We start from the raw sequence: 21,619 nt of genomic DNA on the forward strand, positions 1-21,619 counted from the left end.
GTGCCACATCGCAGGGCATGAGCGCCGCGACGATCAATCCGAATGAAGCCGCCCATTTCGGCGCGCTCGCCGCCGACTGGTGGGATCCGCATGGTTCGTCGGCGATGCTGCACCGGCTGAACCCGGTGCGCCTGGCCTATATCCGCGACCAGATCGATGCGCATTGGCATGTCGATGCGCGCGAGCGTTTTGCGCTGGCGGGGCGGAGCGCGATCGACGTCGGGTGCGGCGCCGGGCTGCTCGCCGAGCCGCTGGCAAGGCTGGGCGCGAAGGTGGCGGGGGTCGACGCGGCGCCCGAAAATATCGCCGCAGCGCGCGACCATGCGGCCGGGCAGGGGCTAGCGATCAGCTATTTTGCGGGCGAACTCGCTGCGCTGCCGCCCGCGACCTTCGATCTCGTAACCTCGATGGAGGTCGTGGAGCATGTGACCGATCCGGCTGCGTTTATCGATGAACTCGCAGCGCGGCTCGCGCCCGGCGGGCTGATGATCCTGTCGACCCCGAACCGGACGATGCTGTCGAAGCTGCTGCTCGTCGAGGCGGCCGAGCGGGTCGGCGCGGTGCCGCGGGGAACGCACGACTGGGATCAGTTCCTGAAGCCCGAGGAGCTGACGAAGCTGCTTGAACGCGCAGGGCTGGAGGTCATCGACCGCACCGGCCTTTCGCCGTCTGCCGCCAAGGGCTTCAAGCTTGGGGGCAGCGAGGCGCTCAACTATCTGGTGGCGGCACGGTGGCCGCGCTGACCGGCCGGGATCCGCGCGTCGACGCCTATATTGCGAGGCGGCAAGCCTTCGCGCAGCCGATCCTGACCCATTTGCGCGAGCTGGTGCATCGATACGCACCGGGAGCGGAAGAGACGCTGAAATGGGGCGTGCCGCATTTCGTGCTGAACGGCCAGAATCTCGCCGGCATGGCGGCGTTCAAGGAGCATGCGACCTTCGGATTCTGGCGCGACGAGGAAGTCACCGGATCGCCGCGCGACACGGGCGCGATGGGAAGTATGGGGCGGCTCGCCTCGTTGGCCGACCTGCCGGGTGACAAGCAGATGGCCGCCTGGATCGCGAAGGCGGCCGCGCTCTGCGCCGAGGGCAAGCCCAAGCGGCCCAAGATTGAGCCGAAGGCGGCGCTTGACCTGCCAGACGATCTGGGCGCCGCGCTCAAGGCCAATGCCGCGGCGCAAGGCCATTGGGAGGCCTTCTCGCCCGGCAAGCGCCGCGACTATATCGAATGGGTGCTGGAAGCAAAGCGTGAGGAAACGCGCGCCAAACGCATCGAAACGATCGCCGCGCAGGTAGCCGAGGGCAAGGACCGGAACTGGAAATATAAGGGGTGCTAGGACTTTAGCCCGTCATTGCAAGCGAAGCGAAGCAATCCAGAGCGGTTTACGCCTACCCTGGATTGCCGCGTCGCTGCGCTCCTCGCAATGACGAGGCTTAAAAGTCCACATCCTCATAATATTTGGGCGGCGTCACAATCTCCATCCGCTCCGCCAGCAGCGGGCGGAAGCTCGGACGTGACTTGAGCCCCGAATACCAGCCCTTCGTCTGTTCGTGCCCCGTCCAGTCGATCCCGCCGAGATAGTCGGCGACCGAAATATGTGCAGCAGCGGTCAGGTCGGCGAGGCTCATCGTCGCACCGGCGAGCCAGGTGCGGTGGTCGATCAGATAATCGACATAGTCGAGATGGTTGTTCGCCGCCTTCATCGCCTCGCGCAGCGCGCCGCCGTCGGGGGGCTGGCGGTGGACGATGCGTTTCTGCATCCGTTCGAACAGCAGTGGCCCGGTGACCTCATAATAGAAATCATGGTCGAACCACGACGTCAGCCGGCGGATTTCGGCGCGGCTCGCCGCCGTGCCGTTGATCATCGCCTTGCCTTCGACGGTTTCCTCGAAATATTCGGCGATGGCCATGCTGTCCATGAGCACCTGGCCGCGCGCCTGATCGACCATCACCGGGGTGCGCCCGGCCGGGTTCAGGTCGATGAATTCGTCGCGGCGTTCCCACGGCGATTCGCGCACCAATTCATAGCCGACGCCCTTTTCGCCCAGCAAAAGGCGGACCTTGCGCGAAAAGGGACAGAGCGGGAATTGATAGAGTTGCCACATGGGCTTGGCATAGCGGCAGCGGGGCCGGGCGCGCAACGGCTATGGCGTGTCGATCGAATGCTGCGTGCTACAAATAGACCGTTCGTGCTGAGCTTGTCGAAGCACCGTCCTTTTCTTCACCGTTGTAAAGAAGGACGGCCCTTCGACAAGCTCAGGGCGAACGGAAAAGAAGGGAGAGCCGCTTAGCGGCGCGCCGCTTCGCGTTCGCGTTCCCATTGCGCGGCCATGTCGCGCGCCATGTCCTTCAGCACCGGGGCATAAACCGCGAGCGCCGCGGCGGCCTGTCCCGCCATCCGCGTCGTTGCGCGCACGTCGGCGCCCATTCGGTCGGCATAATCGGGATCGCGCCCGGCAACCTCGCCCAGCGTCGCGTCGCGCGGGATGTAGGCGGCGTCGGAATCGGGATCGACGCGCGCGACCGCCTCGGCCAGCGGGCCGACCGGCATCTGCATCAGCGCGCCGACGATCGCGGTGATCGTGTCGGCCATGCGATCCTGCGCCACCGGATCGTTCAGCGTCGCGACGGTCTCGCGCGTTTCGCTGTCGGCCGCGGCCGCGGGCAGCGGCGCGGCGAGCGCGAGCAGGGGAAGGGCGATCAGGGCGAATCGGGGCGTCGGGCGGGTCATGGCTGTCATCCTTTCAGAGGACGCAAGGTTCGGTAAAGGCGGTGTGGTTAGCGATGTAACGCTTTCGCTGGGCTGAACGCCCCATATCGATGGGATGAAACGCCGCAATGCCGCGATCAACTCGGTTCTCTATGTGGTCATCCCGGCGAAGGCCGGGATCTCGCCCTCGCCAAATGACGCGACGCGGAGATCCCGGCCTTCGCCGGGATGACGACCTATATGGGTTTGAATCTACTCTGCCGCGACCACCTCGGCTGCCGCATCGCTCAGCGGGTGGGCGAGGCGGGGGAGCATTTCTTTCGGGCAGACCTGCCAGAATTGACCCTGCCAGCGGTCCCAGTCGGCGAGGATTTCGCTCGACCATTTGCTGCCGGTGGCCTTGGCATGGTCCTCGACCAGATCCTTCAGCACCTGTTCCCAATGCGCGCTGTCGATCCGCTGCCAGACGATCGATTCGGCGTTGGCGTGGCGTTCGAACAGACCATTGGTATCGAGGATGAACGCCATGCCGCCGGTCATCCCGGCGCCGAAGTTCGACCCGACGGGGCCAAGGATCACCGCGACGCCGCCAGTCATATATTCGCAGCCATTGGCGCCGCAGCCCTCGACGACGACCTTGGCGCCCGAATTGCGGACCGCAAATCGTTCGCCCGCCTGACCCGCCGCGAGCAGGGTGCCCGACGTCGCGCCATAGAGGACGGTGTTGCCAATGATGCTGTTATGCTGGCTGACCAGCGGGCTCGACACGGTGGGGCGCACGACGATGCGCCCGCCCGACAGGCCCTTGCCGACATAATCGTTGGCGTCGCCGAACACTTCCAGGGTGATGCCGCTGCACAGAAAGGCGCCGAGCGACTGGCCCGCGGTGCCGCGCAGGCGGACCTGCACGTGATTGTCGGCGAGTCCGTTCATCCCGAACCGCGCGGTGACCTCGGCCGACAGGCGGGTGCCGACGGCGCGGTGGGTGTTGCGGACGTTATACGTCAGCTGCATGCGCTCGCCGCGCTCGAACAGCGGCTTGGCGTCGTTCAGGATTTGCGCGTCGAGGCTGTCGGGGACCGGGTTGCGGCCACCGCCCTGCGAGCGGCGCTGGTTATCAGGCGCATCGACCTTGGCGAGGATGGGGTTGAGGTCGAGGTCGTCGAGATGTTCGGCGCCGCGGCTGACCTGGCGCAGCAGTTCGGTGCGGCCGATTACTTCGTCGAGGCTGCGGCAGCCGAGCCTGGCGAGGATTTCGCGCACTTCCTCGGCGATGAAGGTCATCAGGTTGATGACCTTCTCCGGGCTGCCGGTGAACTTCGCGCGCAGCTTTTCGTCCTGCGTGCAGACGCCGACCGGGCAGGTGTTCGAATGGCACTGGCGCACCATGATGCACCCCATCGCGACGAGGCTCAATGTCCCGATGCCATATTCCTCGGCACCCAAGATGGCGGCGATGACGATGTCGCGCCCGGTCTTGAGCCCGCCGTCGGTGCGCAGGCGGATGCGGTGGCGTAGGCCATTGAGCGTCAGCACCTGATTGACTTCGCTGAGGCCCATTTCCCACGGGGTGCCGGCATATTTGACGCTCGTTTGCGGCGAGGCGCCGGTGCCGCCGGTATTGCCCGCGACGAGAATGACGTCCGCGTGTGCCTTGGCGACGCCCGCCGCGACGGTACCGATGCCCGCGCTCGACACCAGCTTGACGCAAACCCGTGCGCGGGGGTTGATCTGCTTGAGGTCGTAGATGAGCTGCGCCAGATCCTCGATCGAATAGATGTCGTGATGCGGCGGCGGGCTGATCAGCGTCACCCCCGGTGTCGCGTGGCGCAGCCGGGCGATGAACTCGGTGACCTTGAAGCCGGGTAGCTGGCCGCCCTCGCCGGGCTTGGCGCCCTGCGCGACCTTGATCTCGATCTCGTCGCAGGCGCCCAGATATTCGGCGGTGACGCCGAAGCGGCCGCTCGCGATCTGCTTGATGTTGCTGTTGGCGTTGTCGCCGTTGGAATAGGGCTGGTAGCGTTCGCTCGCTTCGCCGCCTTCGCCCGACACCGCCTTGGCGCCGATGCGGTTCATCGCGATCGCCAGCGTCTCATGCGCCTCCGGCGACAGCGCGCCGAGCGACATGCCCGGGGTGACGAAACGCTTGCGGATTTCGGTGATCGCCTCGACGCTGTCGAGCGCGACGCCCTGCGCCGGATAGTTGAATTCCATCAGGTCGCGCAGATAGACGGGCGGCAGGTCGGCGACCCCGCGCGAAAATTGCAGATAGGTCGAATAGCTGTCGGTCGCGACCGCGGTCTGGAGCAGGTGCATCAGCTGCGCCGAATAGGCGTGCGTCTCGCCGCCCGCGCGCTGGCGATAGAAACCACCGATCGGCAGGGTGGTGGCGCGCTTGTCGAACGCCGCCTCATGCTTCTCGGTCGCGTTGATGAACAGCGACTGATAACCTTCGCCCGAAATCTTGGCGGGCATGCCGGGGAACAGGTCGTTGACGAGCGCGCGCGACAGGCCGACCGCTTCGAAATTATAGCCGCCGCGATAGCTGGAGATCACCGCGATCCCCATTTTGGCGAGAATCTTGAGCAGCCCGTCGTCGATCGCCTTGCGGAAGCGCAGGTGACAGTCGCCCAGCGACAATTCGCCGCCGAACAGCCCGCGCGCGTGCCGATCGGCGATAGCGGCTTCGGCCAGATAGGCGTGGACCGTCGTCGCGCCGACCCCGACGAGCACCGCAAAGGCATGGGTGTCGAGCACCTCGGCCGAGCGGACGTTGATCGAGGCATAGCTGCGCAGGCCCTTGCGGACGAGGTGGGTGTGGACGGCGGCGGCGGCGAGCACCATCGCCATGCCGACACGGCCTTCGCCGATCGCCTGATCGGTCAGGAACAGCTCGCTGCGCCCGGCGCGCACCGCATCCTCGGCCTCACGGCGAACGCGCGCGATGGCTTCGCGCAGGGTCGCGGCGTCGCCGCCGACCTTGAAGGTGCAATCGATGTCGGCGACCGCATCGCCGAAATAGGCGCGCAGCCGATCCCAGTCGTCGCCGACCAGCACGGGGCTGTCGATCACCAGCACATGGTCGCTCTGCCCGCGCTCATCGAGGATGTTGGCGAGGTTGGCGAAGCGCGTCTTCAGGCTCATCACATGCCGTTCGCGCAGACTGTCGATCGGCGGGTTGGTGACCTGGCTGAAATTCTGACGGAAGAATTGCGCGACATGGCGCGGCTTGTCGGAAATGACCGCGAGCGGGGTGTCGTCGCCCATCGACCCGATCGCTTCCTTGGCGTCCTCGACCATCGGCGACAGGATCAGCTCCATATCCTCCATGGTCAGGCCCGCGGCGACTTGGCGGCGGAGCAATTCGCTGCGCTCGAAGGTCGGCAGGGTCGATTTCCCGCCCTTGGGCAGGTCGGCCATCGTGCGGAAGCCGCGGACGCGGGCGGGATAGTCGTGGGCGTTAGCGATCTTGTCCTTGATCGCGAGATCTTCGTAGAGGACGCCTTCGTCGAGATCGACGGCGATCATCTGGCCGGGGCCAAGGCGGCCCTTTTTGCGGATGCTCGCTTCGGGCAGCAGCACCATGCCGCTTTCCGACCCGACGACGAGCAGATTGTCGGCGGTCAGCGTGTAGCGCAGCGGGCGGAGCGCATTGCGGTCCATGCCCGCGACCGCCCAGCGGCCGTCGGTCATCGCCAGCGCGGCGGGGCCGTCCCACGGCTCCATGACGCTGGCGAGGTAGCTGTACATCGCGCGGTGGTTGCCGGGGACGTCGTTCTCGTTGGTCCACGCCTCGGGAACCAGGATCAGCTTGGCGGTCGGCGCATCGCGCCCGGCGCGGCACAGGGTTTCAAACACCGCGTCGAGCGCCGCAGTATCGCTGGCGCCCGCAGGGATCACCGGCTTGATGTCTTCGCTATGCTCGCCGAACGCGAGGCTCGCCATCTTGATCTCGTGGCTTTTCATCCAGTTCTTGTTGCCGCGGATCGTGTTGATTTCGCCATTATGCGCGAGGCAGCGGAATGGCTGCGCCAGCCACCATTGCGGAAAGGTGTTGGTCGAATAGCGCTGGTGGAAAATCGCGACGCGGCTTTCGAACAGCTTGCTCGTCAGGTCGGGATAGAAATCGGCGAGGCTCTCGGCCAGGAACAATCCCTTGTAGATGATCGAGCGGCACGACAGGCTGCACACGTAAAAGTCGGCGATCTGCGCCGCGATCACCTTTTTCTCGATCCGGCGGCGGACCAGATAGAGCTGCTTTTCGAACTCGGCGAGCGACTGTTCGTCGGGCAGCGGCCCGGCGATCATGATCTGCTCGATTTCGGGGCGGGTGCGCTGCGCCTTGTCGCCGATCACCGACACGTCGACCGGCACCTGGCGCCAGCCATAGATGGTGAAACCCGCGTCGATGACCTCGGCCTCGACGATCGTGCGGCATTCCTCCTGCGCGCCCAGATCGGTGCGCGGCAGGAAGATCATGCCGACGGCGAGGCGGTTCGGGCGCACCTTGTGGCCTGACGCCGCGATCGCATCGTCGAAAAAGCGCACCGGCAGGTCGACATGGATCCCCGCGCCATCGCCCGTCTTGCCGTCGGCGTCGACCGCGCCGCGGTGCCAGACTGCACGCAGCGCCTCGATCGCCGCCTCGACGACGCGGCGCGACGCCTTGCCGTCGGTCGCCGCGACCAGGCCGACGCCGCAGGCATCGGATTCCAGGTCGGGGCGATACATGCCTTGCTCGGCAAGCCGCGCGTGTTCGGGAGTGGGGTAGTGGGTCATGTCGTTCGTCCTGTGGCCTATTCGGCGGAAGGGGGCAGGCGCTTGCGCGCATTGGCGACCGCCGTCTCTTCGGCATCGATTGCACTGACCGACGCAGCCTCGAACGCCGCTTCGGCGTCCTCGACGCGCTTCCGGTCGGCAGCCGACCAGTTGCTGCGGTCAAAGGCGGGGTCGATCGATGCGGCGGCAGCATCGGCGGCGGCGGCCGCTGCTTCGACGGCAGCATCGGCCGACGTATCGTAGGCGGGCTCGTCGGTCGCGGCATCGACCGCGGTGGTGTGGACCGCGTCGCCGGTCCACATGTCGCGCTGTTCCTTCAGCACCTTCACATCGACCTTCATCAGCTTGGCGAGCCTGGTCAGTTCGGCTTCGCTGAGGTCGCTGAGCTGCTTTTCCTTCGGCAGCTCTTTCATGTCCTTTTCGATCGCCGGGGCGCGGTCCATGAATTTGGTGACCAGCGGCGGCACCGCCTTGATCATCGCCAGCATCACCTGCGGATCGGCCTGTAGCGCCATCCATTCGGAGGTGTAAGCCTGACCTGCCGGGGTCGCAAAAAAGCCGTTCATATCGGTCAGCTGCGCCGCGGTGAATTTGCGGGCATAGGCCTGCGCCATGCCGCTGCGCATCGGCGCTTCCATATCGCGCAGTGCTTCGCTGATCAGCGGCTTGACGACCTTCATCACCTGGTCTTCACGCTGCTGGCGATAGGGGTCGAGCAGGTCGGCGGCCGCGGTCTTGCTCGCTTCATCGAGCGCCGCGATCTTTTCGCTTTCGACTCCGGTCTTGATCGACAGCATCAGGTCGGACATGCCGCCCATCTCGCCCAATATGCCCTTGAACAGCTTGCCGTACAGATTGTCGATCATCTTTTCGAGGCTGCCCGGCGGCACCAGCGCCGCGGTCGTCTGCTGCGCAAGCGCCAGCTGAGCTGGCGCGACCGGCGGTAGTTTGTCGGTGCCATAGATTTTCTCGATCAGGGCGATCACCTGATCGATTTCCTTCTGCATCTTGGCTTTCGCGTCGGCCATTGCGGCTTCGCTGCTGAACTCGGTCGGCGCGTCCTCGGCCGCGACGACCTCGGCCAGCGGCGCTTCGGTCGGCGCGGCAAGGGCGGTGGCGGGCGCGATGGCGGCGGCGCCGGCGAGCAGCAGATATTTCCAGGTCGACATCATGAACTTCCTTCCCCTGTTGGTCATGCTGCCTTCTTTTCGCTTTTTGCTTTGGCTTTCAACCACTTTGCCATCTGGTCGCTGACATCGCGGCCGTCGCGGATGCCCCACACCACCAGGCTGGCGCCGCGGACGATGTCGCCGGCGGCAAAAACGCCGGGCAGGCTGGTCATCATCGTCTGATGATCGACGCGCAAAGTGCCCCAGCGGGTGACGCTCAAGTCGGGGGCGCCGAACAGGTTGGGCAGTTCCTCGGGATCGAAACCCAGCGCCTTGATGACCATGTCGGCGGGCAGGTCGAAGGTGCGGCCGGGATCGACCTCGGGGCTGCGGCGGCCGCTGGCGTCGGGGGCGCCGAGGCGCATGCCCGCGACCGCCACCTCTTTGACATGCTTGTCGGCGGTAAAGCTGGCGGGGGCCGACAGCCAGACGAATTCGACGCCTTCCTCTTCGGCGTTCGACACTTCGCGCAGCGAGCCGGGCATATTTTCGCGGTCGCGGCGATAGAGGCATTTGACCGATTTGGCGCCCTGGCGCACCGCGGTGCGGACGCAGTCCATCGCGGTGTCACCGCCGCCGATGACGACGACATGCTTGCCCGCGGCGTTGAGGCGCCCGTCGTCGAAGGCGGGAACCGCATCGCCAAAGCCCTTGCGGTTGGAGGCGACGAGATAGTCGAGCGCGGCGATCACACCCTCGGCTTCGTTGCCCGGGACATTGATCTCGCGCGCCTTATACACGCCGGTCGCGATCAGCAGCGCGTCATGTTTCTGGCGCAGCGCGTCGAGCGTCGCGTCCTGGCCGACTTCGAACCCCAGATGAAATTGGATGCCGCCCGCGGCGAGCCGGTCGATGCGGCGCGTCACGACGTCCTTTTCCAGCTTGAAGCCGGGGATGCCATAGGTCAGCAGCCCGCCGGCGCGGTCGTGGCGGTCGTACACATGGACCTCGTGCCCCGCGACGCGGAGATATTCGGCGGCGGTCAGCCCCGCCGGGCCGGCGCCGATGATGCCGACCGACTGGCCGGTCGCCGCGCCGGGGTGCAGCGGCTCGACCCAGCCCTCGGCCCAGGCGGTGTCGGTGATGTATTTTTCGACGCTGCCGATTGTCACCGCGCCATGACCCGAAAATTCGATGACGCAATTGCCTTCGCACAGGCGATCCTGCGGGCAGATGCGGCCGCAGATCTCGGGCATCGTCGAGGTCGCGTTGCTGAGCTCATAGGCTTCGCGCAGCCGCCCCTCGGCGGTCAGGCGCAGCCAGTCGGGGATATGGTTGTGCAGCGGGCAATGCACCGAGCAATAGGGGACGCCGCACTGCGAGCAGCGCGCCGCCTGCGCGTCGGCGTCGGGCGCCGCGTAGCGCTCGGCGATCTCGCGAAAATCCTGGGCGCGATCGTCGGCGGATCGCTTATCCGGATAATGTTGTTCGCGCTCGACAAACTGGAGCATGCGATCGGCAGCCATGCAAATTCCCCTTCTGAGCGGGGCAGATGCATGGGCGGACCGGCTCTGTCACGGCCGAAATTGCATTTAGGGAATGATTGCTGTCCTAAAATTGCACTCAATACAGTGCCGCGATAGGCTGAGCGTAATTATCTTTCACAGATAATACCGTTTCGGACCTATCTAAGCGCCAACCAGATCAGCGCGACGCTGCCAAGGATGATTCGGTACCAGGCAAAGGGCGCGAAACCGAAGCGGCCGACGACCGCGACCAGCGCTTTCACCACCGCCAGCGCGACGACAAAGGCGACGCCCAACCCGATCGCGATCGCGGTCAGATCGTCGACCACCAGCACATCGCGGTCCTTCCACAGCGAATAGGCGGTGGCGCCCATCATCGTCGGGACAGCGAGGAAGAAACTGAATTCGGCGGCGGTCTTGCGTTCGACCCCCATCAGCAGCGCCCCCATGATCGTCGCGCCCGACCGGCTGACCCCGGGGATCATCGCGATACACTGGATGGCGCCGATCAGGATCGCGGTGCGCAGCGGCATCGCCTCGACGCTGTCGACCTTGACCACCTTGACCAGCCGTTCGATCGCGAGGATCGCGATGCCGCCGACGATCAGCGCGACCGCGACCGTCGTCGGCGACTGGAGCAGCGCGCGGATGCTGTCATAGGCGACGGCGCCAATCAGCATTGCGGGCAGAAAGCCGATCAGGATGTTGCGGGTGAAGGCGATCGACGGCGGATCGGCGCGCAGCAGCCCCAGGCCGACATTCCAGAACCGCTGGCGATAGGCGACGAGCACCGCGAGGATCGCGCCGAGCTGGATCGAGATCTTGAACGCCGCCGAACCGTCGCCGGTAAAGCCGAGCAGTTCGGCGGCGAGGATCAGGTGGCCGGTCGAGGACACCGGCAGAAATTCGGTCAGCCCCTCGATGATGCCGAGGATGATGATGGTCGCAAGGTCGTGCATTTGCTGTCCTGGGGTTGTTCACCCCGGGCAACCCGGCGATCGGGCGGGGGCAGGGCGGAGCCCGGGTGGTGGGGGTCAGGCGGGCTTCTGGACCGCAAAGCGGCCGTGGCGGCGATATTGCACCAGCCAATCGTCGGCGACCGCGGCCAGCGACGTCGGTGCGACGCCCAGCGCGGCGAGCCCTGCGGCGCCGTCGGCAACGACATTGTCCCGTTGCAGCATCAGCCACTGATCCTTGGTGATCGGCGCGCCGGGCGCCCAGCCGAAACCCGATGCGAGCGCCCCGGCGACAACGTCGGGAACATCGACGAACAGCGGCGCGCGCCCGGTCGCATCGGCGATCCAGCGTTGCAGCTCGCCCATCGTCAGCACCTGCGGCCCGCCGAGCTCAAAGGTCTGGCCCGCCGCGGCAGCGCCCAGCGCGGCGACGACGGCATCGGCGACGTCGCCGACATAGACCGGCTGGAATTTCGCCGTCGGCGCGACGACCGGGATGACCGGCGCCATGCGGATCATCGCGGCAAAGCGATTGATAAACTGGTCTTCGCGGCCAAAGACGATCGACGGGCGCAGGATCGCTGCAGCGGGGAAGGCGGCGCGCACCGCGGCTTCGCCGTCGCCCTTGCTGCGGCCATAGGCCGACAGGCTGTCCCGATCGGCACCGATCGCCGACACATGGACCAGCGTGCGGACGCCGGCGGCTTTGGCGGCGGCGGCGACATGGCCCGCGCCGGCCGCTTGCACCGCCTGCATATCGGCGAAGGCGCCGACCAGGTTGATCACCGCCTCGCTGCCCTGCACCGCGCGCGCGACGCTGGCGGCATCGCGGACGTCGGCGGTAACGAACTGGGTCTGGCCCAGCCCGCCCAGCGGTTTCAGGAAGGTCGCAGCGCGCGGGGTGCGCTGCGCGATACGGACGCGCGCGCCGCGCGCGAGCAGGCGCTGCACGACATAGCGGCCGACGAAACCGCCGCCGCCCAGCACCGTGATCAATTGCCCGTCGAATTTCTGCATTGCATCCGCCTGTGATCGATTCTGGAACGCGGCGCTGCGCGCGCCGCACGGCTTCCCCATGCCGCGAAGCGGGGAAGGGGGCAAGGGGCGACGGCGGTTCGATCGCCTGAAACCGGCACCTTTGCGATAAAATGTGCCGTGACCCGCGCACCGCAGTTGACAAGTCGCCAGCCCCGCCGCTAAGCGCCCGCTCCTACCCCGTGCCCAGATGGCGGAATTGGTAGACGCACCAGCTTCAGGTGCTGGCGATCGCAAGGTCGTGGAGGTTCGAGTCCTCTTCTGGGCACCATTTACCCTTCTCAGGGCAATCGACAAAATCCCGGAAATATGTTAGTTTTCCGTGGGTTTTGTTCCGAATTGTCCGAGGGTGTCTCACACAATCTCACCCCGAAACGGGCCATCAAAAAAGCCATAATGGCCCGTCTTTTTTGGAGTGAGTTTTGCTCGATGGCCCGTTCGCCTCGAGCGCCGTGATTGGTGCCGGTCCTAACCCTTTTAAAGGAGTTGAGCCGTGCCTCTTAGCGATGTTCAAATCAGGTCCCTCAAGCCGCGGGATCGCGTCTACAAAGTCTCCGATGCCCACAGCCTCTACATCGAGGTGCACCCGACCGGTGCGCGCCTGTGGCGGTTCAAATATACGATGCATGGAAAGCAGAAGCGCATTGCGCTTGGCGCCTATCCGAATGTCGGCCTCGCCGAAGCCCGGCGCAAGCGCGACGAGGCCAAGCTGAAGATCCATGAGGGCACCGACCCGCTCGCGGAGCGGAAGCGTCACAAGCTCGTCGGCAAGTTCAAGGCCTCGAATTGTTTCGGCGATCTCGCCGAGGAATATATCGAGATGGTCACGAAGGAAGGCCGGAGCGAAGCGACGATCGAGAAGACGAAGTGGCTTCTCGAAAAGCTTCGGCCGATCGCCGGCACGCCCATCGCGGACCTGCAGGCCGTCGATCTCTTCGCGGTGCTCAAGAAAATCGAGGCGCAGGGGCACTTCGAGACAGCGCGTCGCTGCCGCTCCTTTGCGAGCCGTGTGTTTCGCTATGCTGCGGCCTCGGGGCGCGCGGACTCCGATCCGACAACGCTTCTGCGCGGCGCGCTGATCGCACCGAGGCCGAAGCACCACGCTGCGCTCGTCGAGCCGGAAGAGGTGGGTGGGTTCCTGCGGGCGCTAGACGGATACTCGGGCTATCCGATCACCTTGCTCGCCTGCAAGATATTGCCGCACGTCATGGCGAGGCCCGGTGAACTACGGCTCGCGCGCTGGGCCGAGTTCGATTTCGAGAAGGCCGTCTGGACTGTCCCGCCGGAGCGCATGAAGATGCGGCGGCCCCACTATGTCCCGTTGTCGCGGCAGGTGATCGCCCTGTTGGAAGAGCTTAGGCCCTATGTCGGCGGCGAGGATTATGTCTTTCCCGCGTTCCACACGTGGAAGCGACCGCTCAGCGAGAATACGATGAACGCCGCCTACCGCCGCATGGGCTATGGGCCGCGGGATTTGACGTCCCACGGATTTCGCGCGACCGCCTCGTCGCTTCTCAACCAGTGCGGCAAGTGGAACCCCGATGCGATCGAACGGTCGCTCGCGCACGCCGACAACAATCAGATCCGCCGTATCTATAACCGGACGCCCTACTGGGAGGAGCGGGTACGGATGCACCAGTGGTGGAGCGACTATCTGGATGCACTGCGGAGCGATGACGAAGCTGCGATCTCTGCCCTGCTGGAGGACTGACCGTGCCGGGGAAAGACGAGATGATGGAGACATCGTCGGAAGCGGAGAACCGTGTACTGTCCGAGGCTGTGGCGCGCATTGCGGTGCTCTGGAGTATCGGTGACGACCTGCTTGGAGAGATACTCGGCATCGCGGGCAGTCGCGCAGCGGACCTGCGCAACGGGACATTCCGACTTGCTCGACCGGACCCGGCCTTCCGGGCCGGTCAATTTCTCGTGCGTCTGTTTCAGGAGCTGGCTGTACTGATTGGCGATGACCGGTCCGTCATGGCCTGGCTTCAAACGGAGAATATGGATCTGGGTGGACGGCCGATCGATCTTGTCCGGACAGAAGGCGGTTTGCGCGAGCTGCTCTCCTATGTGGAGACGAGGAGGGCAGCGTCCTGATTCAGGCGGCGCCAAATGACCACGAACAACGGCTACCGGAAAAAAGAATCCGGCCTAAGTCATTGAATTATGGGGTCGATGGTGCCGCTTACAGGACTCGAACCTGTGACCCCATCATTACGAATGATGTGCTCTACCAACTGAGCTAAAGCGGCAACGAGGGGCGCCTCTACCAGCGTGTCGGCGCGAAGACAAGCGTCGTAGCGCAGTTTCCCGGCGACGAGTGCGAGAGGGTGTTTGGGCGCCGCAATCCGCGGTGATCGTGAGAGCGATCCAGCCGTTTGCCATTTGAAAGGAAGCTTCTGCCATCGGGCGCCGCCCCACACCAATGCAGGAGTTTATTGAAAGTGCCCACCATTTTGGCGGAACGCCCGCTGCTCGCACCCGTAGCAGAGAGCGCGGACCTCGCTGGCCATCCGAAAAAGAAGCGCGGCCCGAAACCGAAGCTGATTGTCGAATTTCCCGAAGCAACGGGAGAAGAATGGATCGATCCGCCCTCTTTTCCCGAAGCGCTTGCGTTGCACATGCGCCGGCACGGCGACAGCTGCAATCATCTCCACCGTGCCATCATCGGACCGGGCGACAAGACCGATCGCAAGACGATCCAGACGTGGGCGACCGGCGTAAAGGCGCCGGGCACGATCGAAAGCCTCTCGGTCCTGAGCAGAATCGAGCGCCGCTATCGCCTGCCCGAGGGCTATTTTCAGGCGAAACTCGATCGGACCGGGCGTGCCACCGCGCGACCCGCGATAGCAGCGCTTACGGTCGCCGAGCGGCGGAAACTCGCCTGGCACCTTCCGGGCGATTTCTCGAAGCGGCCCAAACGCGAGCGTGAGGAAATACTGGCGTGGGTGCGGTCGGTCATCATCGAGGGCGCGACAGAGTATCGCCGCTTTCAGCGAGAAGCGACGCAGCAGCGCTTCTCGCTCCGATTCTCGAACACTGCATTGGTCGATGCTGGTGCGACCGACGAGAGCATGGCTGGCTGCCGCGATGCGCCACTCCACCTTCAGAGCGAAGTCCACAGTCTCATTGCGTTCAAAACGTCGACGCTCGCGCCATCAGGCCTGCTTCGCCAGGGCATGTGGGGCGAGGAGACGGCGTCGCAGAAATTGGAACATCTCGGACTTATGTTCGGGGCTCTTTGCTCGCCGCCGGATGGCGATGTTCGCGGCTTTGGCGTTCCCGGCGCGGCCGCATCGGCGATCGGCGTGATCGCGGGCGGACGGCTCTCGGACTTCTGGAAAGCCCGCGATCCGCGTGGCCGGGTCTTTACCTGCATGATCGCCGCGGTCGTCCCGCTCTTCATCGTCCCGCTCATGTTCACCAACAATGATTTCCTCACCTATTCGCTGATCAGCCCGGTCGCCTATTTCTTCATCAACATGTGGGTCGGGTCGACCGTCGCTACCTACCAGGACATGGTGATCTCGCGGATGTTCGGCCTGTGCGAAGCAGCGACGCGTCCGTCACGGCGGAGAGCGTTCGCGCCTTCTGCGCCGAACGCCTGTCCGACTACAAGGTGCCCGAACGGGTGATGATCTCCGTGGAGGCGCTTCCGCGCAATCCGAACGGGAAGCTTCTCAAGGAAGCCTTGCGGGTCCTCGCCAACGCGCCCGAACCGGCCGATCGATGACCCGGCTCGCAAACAGACGGGCGGAACCGGGCTCCGTACATGCGGGGCAGCGGGCGGATGCGGACGGCATCGACATTTTGACAAGAGGGGGGTGTTTATGAGGTTTCTCGACCGGTTCGGCGAACAGGCTTATGCGTTGCTGCGCATCGTCGCGGGCCTGCTGTTTTTGGCGCATGGCGTGATGAAATTCTTCAATTTTCCGGCCAACTTTCCCATGCCGCTCAATCCGATGCTCTATGCGGCGGGAGCGATCGAACTGGTTGCGGGCAGCCTCATCGCCATCGGCCTTTTCGCTCGCCCTGCAGCCTTCCTCGCCAGCGGCATGGCGGCGGTCGCTTACTGGGTCGCGCATGGCGCACAAAGTCCTTTCCCGATCCTCAACGGCGGCGAGACCGTCATCCTCTATTGCTTCATCTTCCTGTTCATCGCGGCGCGGGGCGCGGGAATCTGGAGCGTCGACGCGGCGGTGAGTCAATAGGGTGCGGGCAAATCCGACCAGACACGAGCTGATTTCCGACTATGCGGCGGCGATGGCCGCGCGGGTCGAAAGCTTCGTTCGCGACACGGTGATCGCCTTCGAAAAGGATTCGCGCCGGGACCATCATAATTGCCCGACCGAAGAACTGGTAGCGGAGCTCAAGGACCGCGCCCGCGCCGCGGGCGTCCTGTCGCCGCACATCCGGCCCGACGGGAGCCACCTGACCCAGCGAGAGACCGCGATCATATTGCGAAAGTCCGGGCTGTCGCCCCTCGGCCCGCTGGCGTGCAATACCGCGGCGCCCGATGAGGGCAATATGTACCTGCTGGCCCACGCGGGCAGTCCCGAGATTCGCGATCGCTTCCTCGCACCGCTCGTCGACGGTCGTCTACGTTCGGCCTTCTTCATGACCGAGCCGGCCGAAGAGGACGGGGCGGGATCCGATCCGTCGATGATGACCACCATCTGCGAACCCGACGGCGATCATTGGGTGATCAGCGGCCGCAAGGCCTTCATTACCGGAGCGAGCGGGGCGGGTGTCGGCATCATCATGGCGAAGGCCAGCGAGGGCGCGTGCATGTTTCTCGTCGATCTGCCCGATCCGGCGATCCGGATCGACCATGTCCCGAACACGATCGACAATTCGATGCCGGGTGGACACGCCGTCGTCACGATCGACAGGCTGCGCGTTCCGGCGAGCCAGATGCTCGGCAGCGCTGGCGAAGGCTTTCATTATGCCCAGGTCCGCCTGGCTCCCGCCCGTCTGTCGCATTGCATGCGCTGGCTCGGTGCGTGCCAGCGGGCGCACGAGATCGCCCTCGACTATGCCTGCCGCCGGCGGGCCTTCGGCAAGACGCTGATCGAGCATGAAGGCGTCGGTTTCATGCTCGCGGAAAATCTGATCGACCTGCAGCAGGCCGAGCTCATGATCGACTGGTGCGCGTCCATCCTGGACGAGGGCCACCTCGGCACGGCCGAAAGTTCGATGACCAAGGTGGCGGTCTCGGAGCTTCTGATGCGTATCGCCGACCGCTGCGTGCAGATGATGGGAGGGCAGGGCGTGAGCGGAGACACGGTGGTCGAGCAGATATTCCGGGAGGTGCGCGCCTTCCGCATCTACGATGGCCCGACCGAAGTGCACAAATGGAGCCTTGCGAAGAAGATTGGGCGCGAATGGCGGGAGCGGCGGTCGTGACCGCGCGGACCGCAGCCAATGTCGGGACGACGGGCGTGCGCGATGGCTACGCGCTCGATGAGGCCCGCCTTGCCCGCTGGATGGAGGCGCATGTCGAGGGTTTTAGCGGCCCGCTTGCGGTCGAGCAGTTCAGGGGAGGGCAATCGAACCCGACCTACAAGCTGGTGACGCCGCGGCGCTCCTATGTCCTCCGCCGCAAGCCACCCGGCGTCCTGCTCAAGGGCGCGCACGCGGTCGAACGCGAGGCACGTGTCCTCCAGGCGCTCGGGCGGACCGGCTACCCGGTCGCCCATGTGTTCGGTCTCTGCACCGACGATAGCGTGATCGGAAGCTGGTTCTATGTCATGGAAATGGTCGAGGGTCGCATCTTCTGGGATGCGACCTTCGCCGACGTCGCCCGTCATGAACGTGCGGCCTATTTCGACGCGATGAACGAGGCGATCGCCGCCTTGCACCGGCTCGATTCGCACGACCTTTCTCTCGATGACTATGGCCGGCCGGGCAATTATTTCGAACGCCAGATCGCGCGATGGTCGCGGCAGTATCTGGCAGATGCCGAGGCTGGCCGCGATCCCGGGATGGACAGGCTGGTCGAATGGCTGCCTCGCCACATACCGGCTTGCGAGGAGGCGCGCATCGTTCATGGCGATTTTCGCTGCGACAATATGATTTTCCACCCGAGCGAGCCCCGGATTCTGGCCGTGCTCGATTGGGAATTGTCGACGATCGGCCATCCGCTCGCGGACTTCGCCTATCATGCGATGATGTATCGCATGCCACCGGAGATCGTCGCCGGTCTGCGGGGAGCGGACCTCGCCGCGCTCGGAATACCCGGCGAGGCCGAATATATATCGGCCTATTGCGGCCGGGTCGGCCGCCCGACGATCGGGCAAGCCGACTATGCCTTCTATCTCGCGTTCAATTTCTTCCGGCTGGCCGCGATCTTTCATGGAATAAAGGGCAGGGCGATCCGGGGCACCGCCGCCTCGGCCCACGCACGCGAGCGCGCCCGCAGCTTTCCCCTTCTGGTCGCGCTCGCGTGCGAAAGTCTCGAGGCGTGCCGCTGAACCGGCCTCCGCCCCGCTTGCCGCCATTCGCAACAAGAACAGGAGTTCTCCCATGCCGAAACTGAAACTGCTTGCCCTTTTGACGATCGCGCTGCTTTCCACCCCGGCTGCGGCGCGGGATATCATCGTCCAGATGAAGAACCGGGGCGCCGACGGCACGATGGTCTTCGAACCCGCCGTCGTGAAGGCCAAGGTCGGCGACCGCGTGCGTTTCGTGCCGACCGATCCGTCGCACAATGCCGAAACGATTCCCGGAATATGGCCGGCCGGACAGGCTCCGATCAAGGGCGCCCTCAACAAGGAGGTCGTGCTGGAGGTGAAGGCGCCTGGAATTTACGGCATCAAATGCCTGCCGCATTATTCGATGGGCATGGTGGCGCTCGTTATAGCGGGCAAAAGCAATCTGACGGCGGCCCGTGCCACCAAAATGCCGCCGCTTGCGACCAAAAGGCTGAAGCCCGCCCTTGACGCCGTCCGCTAGGCGGGCGGTCGCGGTCGCATCTTCGCTCGCGGCGCCGGAAACGGCGCCGCCCTGCCCGGTCCGGCGCGCGATCCCGCGCTACTTCACATAGCAGGCTGCTCCAGGCTCGTTATCGTCGACCACGGCCCCGACTGCCATGTCGATAAAGGCACGGACCACCTTGGGCAAGAAGCGCTGCGCGGGATATACTAGGTGGATCGTGCAATCGCTGCTTCCGTAACCGGGCAGGACGCGAGCGAGGGGCGCGGCGGTGCCGTCTTCCGCAACCACGTCGGGCAACAGCCCAATTCCATTGCCTCGTGCGACGAAGGTCCGTGCGGTGTCGAAGCCGTCGGTCACGATGCGCCCTGGAAGATCGAAGTCGAACCCCGTCCCGTCCGGCCGTTCCAGCCTCACCGCCTCATTGACGGGCCCGAACAGGACGAACTTGTGGTTTGCAAGATCCCCGGGTTCACGCGGTGTGCCGTTGGCGGCAAGATAGGCGGGGGAGGCCCACAGGCCGAGCGTCGAGGTTCGCAGCACGCGCATCATATAGGAAGAATCGGCAAGCCCGCCGGGCCATATCGCAACATCGATGCCCTCGGCGATCAGGTCGGGCCTGCGGTCGGTCGCGAACAGTTCGACATGCGCTCCCGGGTAAGCGACAAGGAAGGGTTCGATCAACGTCGGCAGCAACGCGTGGCAGAGATTGACGGGCGCGGTCAGACGAAGCGTGCCGACGGGTTCGCTATTGTCGAGAGTCAGCGCCTGTTCGCCCTTCGACAGTTCGGAGAGCGCGCGCAGGCAATGCTCGTAGTAGGTCTGGCCGGCAGCGGTGATCCGGAACTGCCGCGTCGTTCGGCGGATCAGGGTGACGCCGAGCCGGTCTTCGATCCGGGCGACCTTTGCGCTTACGGTCGATGCGGGAATCCTGAGCTTCTCTCCTGCGCGCGTGAAACTTCGGGCATCGACCACCGCCACGAAAATTTCGATTCCTTCGAGGTTCATGCAGTCATTATGCGGTAATCGGAATAATCTTTCCAGATTATCTCTCTAAAATTCCGGGCCGTCCTCGTTAATCCGGCAGGAATACTCAGCATAATGGAGATCAAAGCATGTCGAAAACGATTGCCGTCTTTGGCGCGGGGCAGGGGCTCGGCCTTTCGGTCGCGCGGCGGTTCGGACGCGAAGGCTATCGGGCCGCTCTCGTGGGACGAACTGAATCGCGCCTCGAGGCTCTCGCGACCACCCTTCGTGCGGCCGACATCGAATCGGATATCTTCGTGGCCGATCTTTCCAAACCCGAACTGGCGAGCGGTACCGTAGCTGCGATCGAGAACCGTTTCGGGCACATCGACGTCCTGGAATATGCACCGATCTTTCCGTCGCCGTTCGCGTCCGCGCGGGACCTTGGCGCGGAGAAAATGGGCATGCTTACAAATCTGCTCCTGTCGACGCCGGTCGAACTTGTGCAGGCCGTCCTGCCGGGAATGCTCGCCCGCGGCGATGGCGCCATCCTCATGGGTGCGGGCGCGTTGGCAGTCAGCCCGTTGCCGAATATGAGCGGCGCTCCGGTGCCGATGGCGGCGCTGCGCAACTATATCTCCTCGCTGCACGGTGAACTGGCCGGCACCAATGTCCATGCCGCCATGCTGATCGTGGCGGCGATGATCAAGGGCAGCCGGCTGGAGGAAATTTTCGCGGAAGAGCACGGCGGGATGGCGGGTGAGGTCCCGACCGTCGAGCCGGATGCGCTTGCCGAGCAATATTGGCAAATGGTTGCGGTCCGTTCGGGATTCGAGGTCGTCGTCCCGACGCCAGGTTGAGGTGCTTCTCCGCCCCCTTCAATGCCGCGCTTATATGTCACACTTCCGTGCTGGGAATGTGCGGTGAAGTTATACGCCGTAGCGCTTATTACCGCCACTCGTGATGCAATAACGCCCTCCGCGCGGCCCAATGCACACATTGCCACCAGAGCATGGGCAGGAGGATCCTGAATATCCTCCGCTTGACCTCTTCTTACGCTTCTTCTTGCGCGTCGACGCCTTCTTTCTCGTCGATGATGAGCTGCTTTTGAAGGAATTGGAGGGGCTGTTCGATGACGCGCCGAACTGGCTTACCGATCCGCTGCTTGATGATGACGAGGGGGCTGCGTTGGAGCTGCTCGATCCCGTACCCGGCGAGAGCAGGGTCTGCGGAATTTGCGCTGTGGGAGCGCTGGTCGAAGGGGTGTCGGTGAGATAGCGCGATGCAACCCAGCAGCCGCTGCTGTCATCCAGTCGCGACCATCCATCACGTTCTTCGAGCACCTTCACCGAATTATCTTTGACAAAGCTCTTCACGGCGCTCGCATTGACCGAGTTCGATGAGCGACAGTTGAGCGAACGCGCGGTAACCCACTTCGCTGTCCCAGCCACCGCAGTAGTCGACGTGTCGGGCGAGGGCAGACACCGGCCGATCGCCACGAGGATGAAGAGCGCGGCAACAGCCCAACTGACGTGACCCCCTGATTTTCCTCCAACAGTGATTAGAGTCCGGTCTTGAAGGAAGGACGGACAGATGAAGCGTTTG

General features: G+C 64.6%; 19 protein-coding genes, 2 tRNA genes and 1 pseudogene. 12 read left to right on the plus strand and 10 right to left on the minus strand.

Going from position 1 to position 21,619, the window contains the following annotated elements; all coding sequences use genetic code 11:
• Positions 1-17 precede the first annotated feature (17 nt).
• Both ubiG and ACTIFP_RS17110 read left to right on the plus strand, forming a co-directional pair.
• Positions 18-743: a bifunctional 2-polyprenyl-6-hydroxyphenol methylase/3-demethylubiquinol 3-O-methyltransferase UbiG gene (gene ubiG, locus ACTIFP_RS17105; protein WP_439569900.1), complete on the plus strand. Its 726-nt coding sequence runs from the start codon at positions 18-20 to the stop codon at positions 741-743.
• On the plus strand, positions 731-1,336 hold the full coding sequence (locus ACTIFP_RS17110) for a YdeI/OmpD-associated family protein (RefSeq protein WP_439569901.1): 606 nt from the start codon (positions 731-733) through the stop codon (positions 1,334-1,336). Before ubiG ends, ACTIFP_RS17110 begins: the two co-directional genes overlap by 13 nt.
• Before the next feature lie 97 nt (positions 1,337-1,433).
• On the opposite strand, the gene ACTIFP_RS17115 is transcribed toward ACTIFP_RS17110, so the two are convergent.
• From ACTIFP_RS17115 to ACTIFP_RS17145, 7 genes are all read right to left on the minus strand, one after another.
• Positions 1,434-2,105 (minus strand): glutathione S-transferase family protein, encoded by a 672-nt coding sequence (locus ACTIFP_RS17115; protein WP_248459872.1) that lies wholly within the window; start codon positions 2,103-2,105, stop codon positions 1,434-1,436.
• Between the two features lie 182 nt (positions 2,106-2,287).
• A complete protein-coding gene (locus ACTIFP_RS17120; protein WP_439569902.1) occupies positions 2,288-2,731 on the minus strand; it encodes a hypothetical protein in 444 nt (147 codons plus the stop codon).
• Positions 2,732-2,962: 231 nt separating this feature from the next.
• Positions 2,963-7,489 carry a glutamate synthase large subunit gene (gltB, locus tag ACTIFP_RS17125; protein WP_439569903.1) on the minus strand — a complete coding sequence of 1,509 codons (4,527 nt, stop codon included), beginning with the start codon at positions 7,487-7,489 and terminating at the stop codon, positions 2,963-2,965.
• Positions 7,490-7,506: 17 nt separating this feature from the next.
• The gene (locus ACTIFP_RS17130; RefSeq protein WP_439569904.1) at positions 7,507-8,658 is read right to left on the minus strand and encodes a DUF2059 domain-containing protein; all 1,152 of its coding nucleotides are present in this window, start codon (positions 8,656-8,658) and stop codon (positions 7,507-7,509) included.
• A 23-nt stretch (positions 8,659-8,681) separates the two neighbouring features.
• Positions 8,682-10,124, minus strand: coding sequence for an NAD(P)-dependent oxidoreductase (locus tag ACTIFP_RS17135; RefSeq protein WP_439569905.1), 1,443 nt, complete (start codon positions 10,122-10,124; stop codon positions 8,682-8,684).
• A gap of 158 nt (positions 10,125-10,282) precedes the next feature.
• Positions 10,283-11,083 (minus strand): undecaprenyl-diphosphate phosphatase, encoded by an 801-nt coding sequence (locus ACTIFP_RS17140; protein ID WP_439569906.1) that lies wholly within the window; start codon positions 11,081-11,083, stop codon positions 10,283-10,285.
• 75 nt (positions 11,084-11,158) lie between these two features.
• Positions 11,159-12,097: a complex I NDUFA9 subunit family protein gene (locus ACTIFP_RS17145; protein WP_439569914.1), complete on the minus strand. Its 939-nt coding sequence runs from the start codon at positions 12,095-12,097 to the stop codon at positions 11,159-11,161.
• A 202-nt stretch (positions 12,098-12,299) separates the two neighbouring features.
• Here ACTIFP_RS17145 and ACTIFP_RS17150 point away from each other — a divergent pair.
• The 3 genes from ACTIFP_RS17150 (at position 12,300) to ACTIFP_RS17160 (ending at position 14,212) form a co-directional block, all read left to right on the plus strand.
• A tRNA-Leu gene (locus tag ACTIFP_RS17150) sits at positions 12,300-12,386 on the plus strand.
• Positions 12,387-12,608: 222 nt separating this feature from the next.
• On the plus strand, positions 12,609-13,826 hold the full coding sequence (locus ACTIFP_RS17155) for a tyrosine-type recombinase/integrase (protein WP_374396579.1): 1,218 nt from the start codon (positions 12,609-12,611) through the stop codon (positions 13,824-13,826).
• 20 nt (positions 13,827-13,846) lie between these two features.
• Complete coding sequence (locus tag ACTIFP_RS17160; RefSeq protein ID WP_374396576.1) at positions 13,847-14,212, plus strand: MbcA/ParS/Xre antitoxin family protein; 366 nt, start codon at positions 13,847-13,849, stop codon at positions 14,210-14,212.
• A 79-nt stretch (positions 14,213-14,291) separates the two neighbouring features.
• Here ACTIFP_RS17160 and ACTIFP_RS17165 read toward each other — a convergent pair.
• Positions 14,292-14,367 (minus strand) — tRNA-Thr (locus ACTIFP_RS17165).
• 192 nt (positions 14,368-14,559) lie between these two features.
• Here ACTIFP_RS17165 and ACTIFP_RS17170 point away from each other — a divergent pair.
• From ACTIFP_RS17170 to ACTIFP_RS17190, 5 genes are all read left to right on the plus strand, one after another.
• The gene (locus ACTIFP_RS17170; protein ID WP_439569907.1) at positions 14,560-15,750 is read left to right on the plus strand and encodes a hypothetical protein; all 1,191 of its coding nucleotides are present in this window, start codon (positions 14,560-14,562) and stop codon (positions 15,748-15,750) included.
• A 195-nt stretch (positions 15,751-15,945) separates the two neighbouring features.
• Positions 15,946-16,326 carry a DoxX family protein gene (locus ACTIFP_RS17175; RefSeq protein ID WP_439569908.1) on the plus strand — a complete coding sequence of 127 codons (381 nt, stop codon included), beginning with the start codon at positions 15,946-15,948 and terminating at the stop codon, positions 16,324-16,326.
• 52 nt (positions 16,327-16,378) lie between these two features.
• Positions 16,379-17,521 (plus strand): acyl-CoA dehydrogenase family protein, encoded by a 1,143-nt coding sequence (locus ACTIFP_RS17180; protein ID WP_439569909.1) that lies wholly within the window; start codon positions 16,379-16,381, stop codon positions 17,519-17,521.
• Positions 17,500-18,588 carry a phosphotransferase gene (locus ACTIFP_RS17185; protein WP_439569910.1) on the plus strand — a complete coding sequence of 363 codons (1,089 nt, stop codon included), beginning with the start codon at positions 17,500-17,502 and terminating at the stop codon, positions 18,586-18,588. Before ACTIFP_RS17180 ends, ACTIFP_RS17185 begins: the two co-directional genes overlap by 22 nt.
• Positions 18,589-18,640: 52 nt before the next feature.
• Positions 18,641-19,069, plus strand: coding sequence for a pseudoazurin (locus tag ACTIFP_RS17190; RefSeq protein ID WP_439569911.1), 429 nt, complete (start codon positions 18,641-18,643; stop codon positions 19,067-19,069).
• A 78-nt stretch (positions 19,070-19,147) separates the two neighbouring features.
• Here the strand turns inward: ACTIFP_RS17190 and ACTIFP_RS17195 are convergent, their stop codons facing one another.
• Positions 19,148-20,056, minus strand: a complete 909-nt coding sequence (locus tag ACTIFP_RS17195) for a LysR family transcriptional regulator (protein ID WP_439569912.1) — start codon at positions 20,054-20,056, stop codon at positions 19,148-19,150.
• Positions 20,057-20,163: 107 nt separating this feature from the next.
• Here ACTIFP_RS17195 and ACTIFP_RS17200 point away from each other — a divergent pair, with 107 nt between their 5' ends.
• A complete protein-coding gene (locus tag ACTIFP_RS17200; RefSeq protein ID WP_439569913.1) occupies positions 20,164-20,874 on the plus strand; it encodes an SDR family NAD(P)-dependent oxidoreductase in 711 nt (236 codons plus the stop codon).
• Positions 20,875-21,079: 205 nt separating this feature from the next.
• Positions 21,080-21,292 (plus strand): hypothetical protein, encoded by a 213-nt coding sequence (locus ACTIFP_RS17205; RefSeq protein ID WP_439569915.1) that lies wholly within the window; start codon positions 21,080-21,082, stop codon positions 21,290-21,292.
• Positions 21,293-21,345: 53 nt separating this feature from the next.
• Here the strand turns inward: ACTIFP_RS17205 and ACTIFP_RS17210 are convergent.
• A pseudogene (locus ACTIFP_RS17210) lies at positions 21,346-21,513 on the minus strand (hypothetical protein); the annotation flags it as partial.
• Between the last annotated feature and the right edge of the window lie 106 nt (positions 21,514-21,619).

This window comes from Sphingopyxis sp. (assembly GCF_051861155.1).
Lineage (GTDB): Bacteria > Pseudomonadota > Alphaproteobacteria > Sphingomonadales > Sphingomonadaceae > Sphingopyxis.

Excerpts from the sequence above, each read along its gene's own strand:
- ubiG (WP_439569900.1), top strand. The coding sequence starts at position 18 with ATGAGCGCCGCGACGATCAATCCGAATGAAGCCGCCCATTTCGGCGCG.
- ACTIFP_RS17115 (WP_248459872.1), bottom strand. The coding sequence starts at position 2,105 with ATGTGGCAACTCTATCAATTCCCGCTCTGTCCCTTTTCGCGCAAGGTC.
- ACTIFP_RS17120 (WP_439569902.1), bottom strand. The coding sequence starts at position 2,731 with ATGACCCGCCCGACGCCCCGATTCGCCCTGATCGCCCTTCCCCTGCTC.
- gltB (WP_439569903.1), bottom strand. The coding sequence starts at position 7,489 with ATGACCCACTACCCCACTCCCGAACACGCGCGGCTTGCCGAGCAAGGC.
- ACTIFP_RS17130 (WP_439569904.1), bottom strand. The coding sequence starts at position 8,658 with ATGTCGACCTGGAAATATCTGCTGCTCGCCGGCGCCGCCGCCATCGCG.
- ACTIFP_RS17135 (WP_439569905.1), bottom strand. The coding sequence starts at position 10,124 with ATGGCTGCCGATCGCATGCTCCAGTTTGTCGAGCGCGAACAACATTAT.
- ACTIFP_RS17140 (WP_439569906.1), bottom strand. The coding sequence starts at position 11,083 with ATGCACGACCTTGCGACCATCATCATCCTCGGCATCATCGAGGGGCTG.
- ACTIFP_RS17145 (WP_439569914.1), bottom strand. The coding sequence starts at position 12,097 with ATGCAGAAATTCGACGGGCAATTGATCACGGTGCTGGGCGGCGGCGGT.
- ACTIFP_RS17160 (WP_374396576.1), top strand. The coding sequence starts at position 13,847 with ATGATGGAGACATCGTCGGAAGCGGAGAACCGTGTACTGTCCGAGGCT.
- ACTIFP_RS17175 (WP_439569908.1), top strand. The coding sequence starts at position 15,946 with ATGAGGTTTCTCGACCGGTTCGGCGAACAGGCTTATGCGTTGCTGCGC.
- ACTIFP_RS17180 (WP_439569909.1), top strand. The coding sequence starts at position 16,379 with ATGGCCGCGCGGGTCGAAAGCTTCGTTCGCGACACGGTGATCGCCTTC.
- ACTIFP_RS17185 (WP_439569910.1), top strand. The coding sequence starts at position 17,500 with ATGGCGGGAGCGGCGGTCGTGACCGCGCGGACCGCAGCCAATGTCGGG.
- ACTIFP_RS17190 (WP_439569911.1), top strand. The coding sequence starts at position 18,641 with ATGCCGAAACTGAAACTGCTTGCCCTTTTGACGATCGCGCTGCTTTCC.
- ACTIFP_RS17195 (WP_439569912.1), bottom strand. The coding sequence starts at position 20,056 with ATGAACCTCGAAGGAATCGAAATTTTCGTGGCGGTGGTCGATGCCCGA.
- ACTIFP_RS17200 (WP_439569913.1), top strand. The coding sequence starts at position 20,164 with ATGTCGAAAACGATTGCCGTCTTTGGCGCGGGGCAGGGGCTCGGCCTT.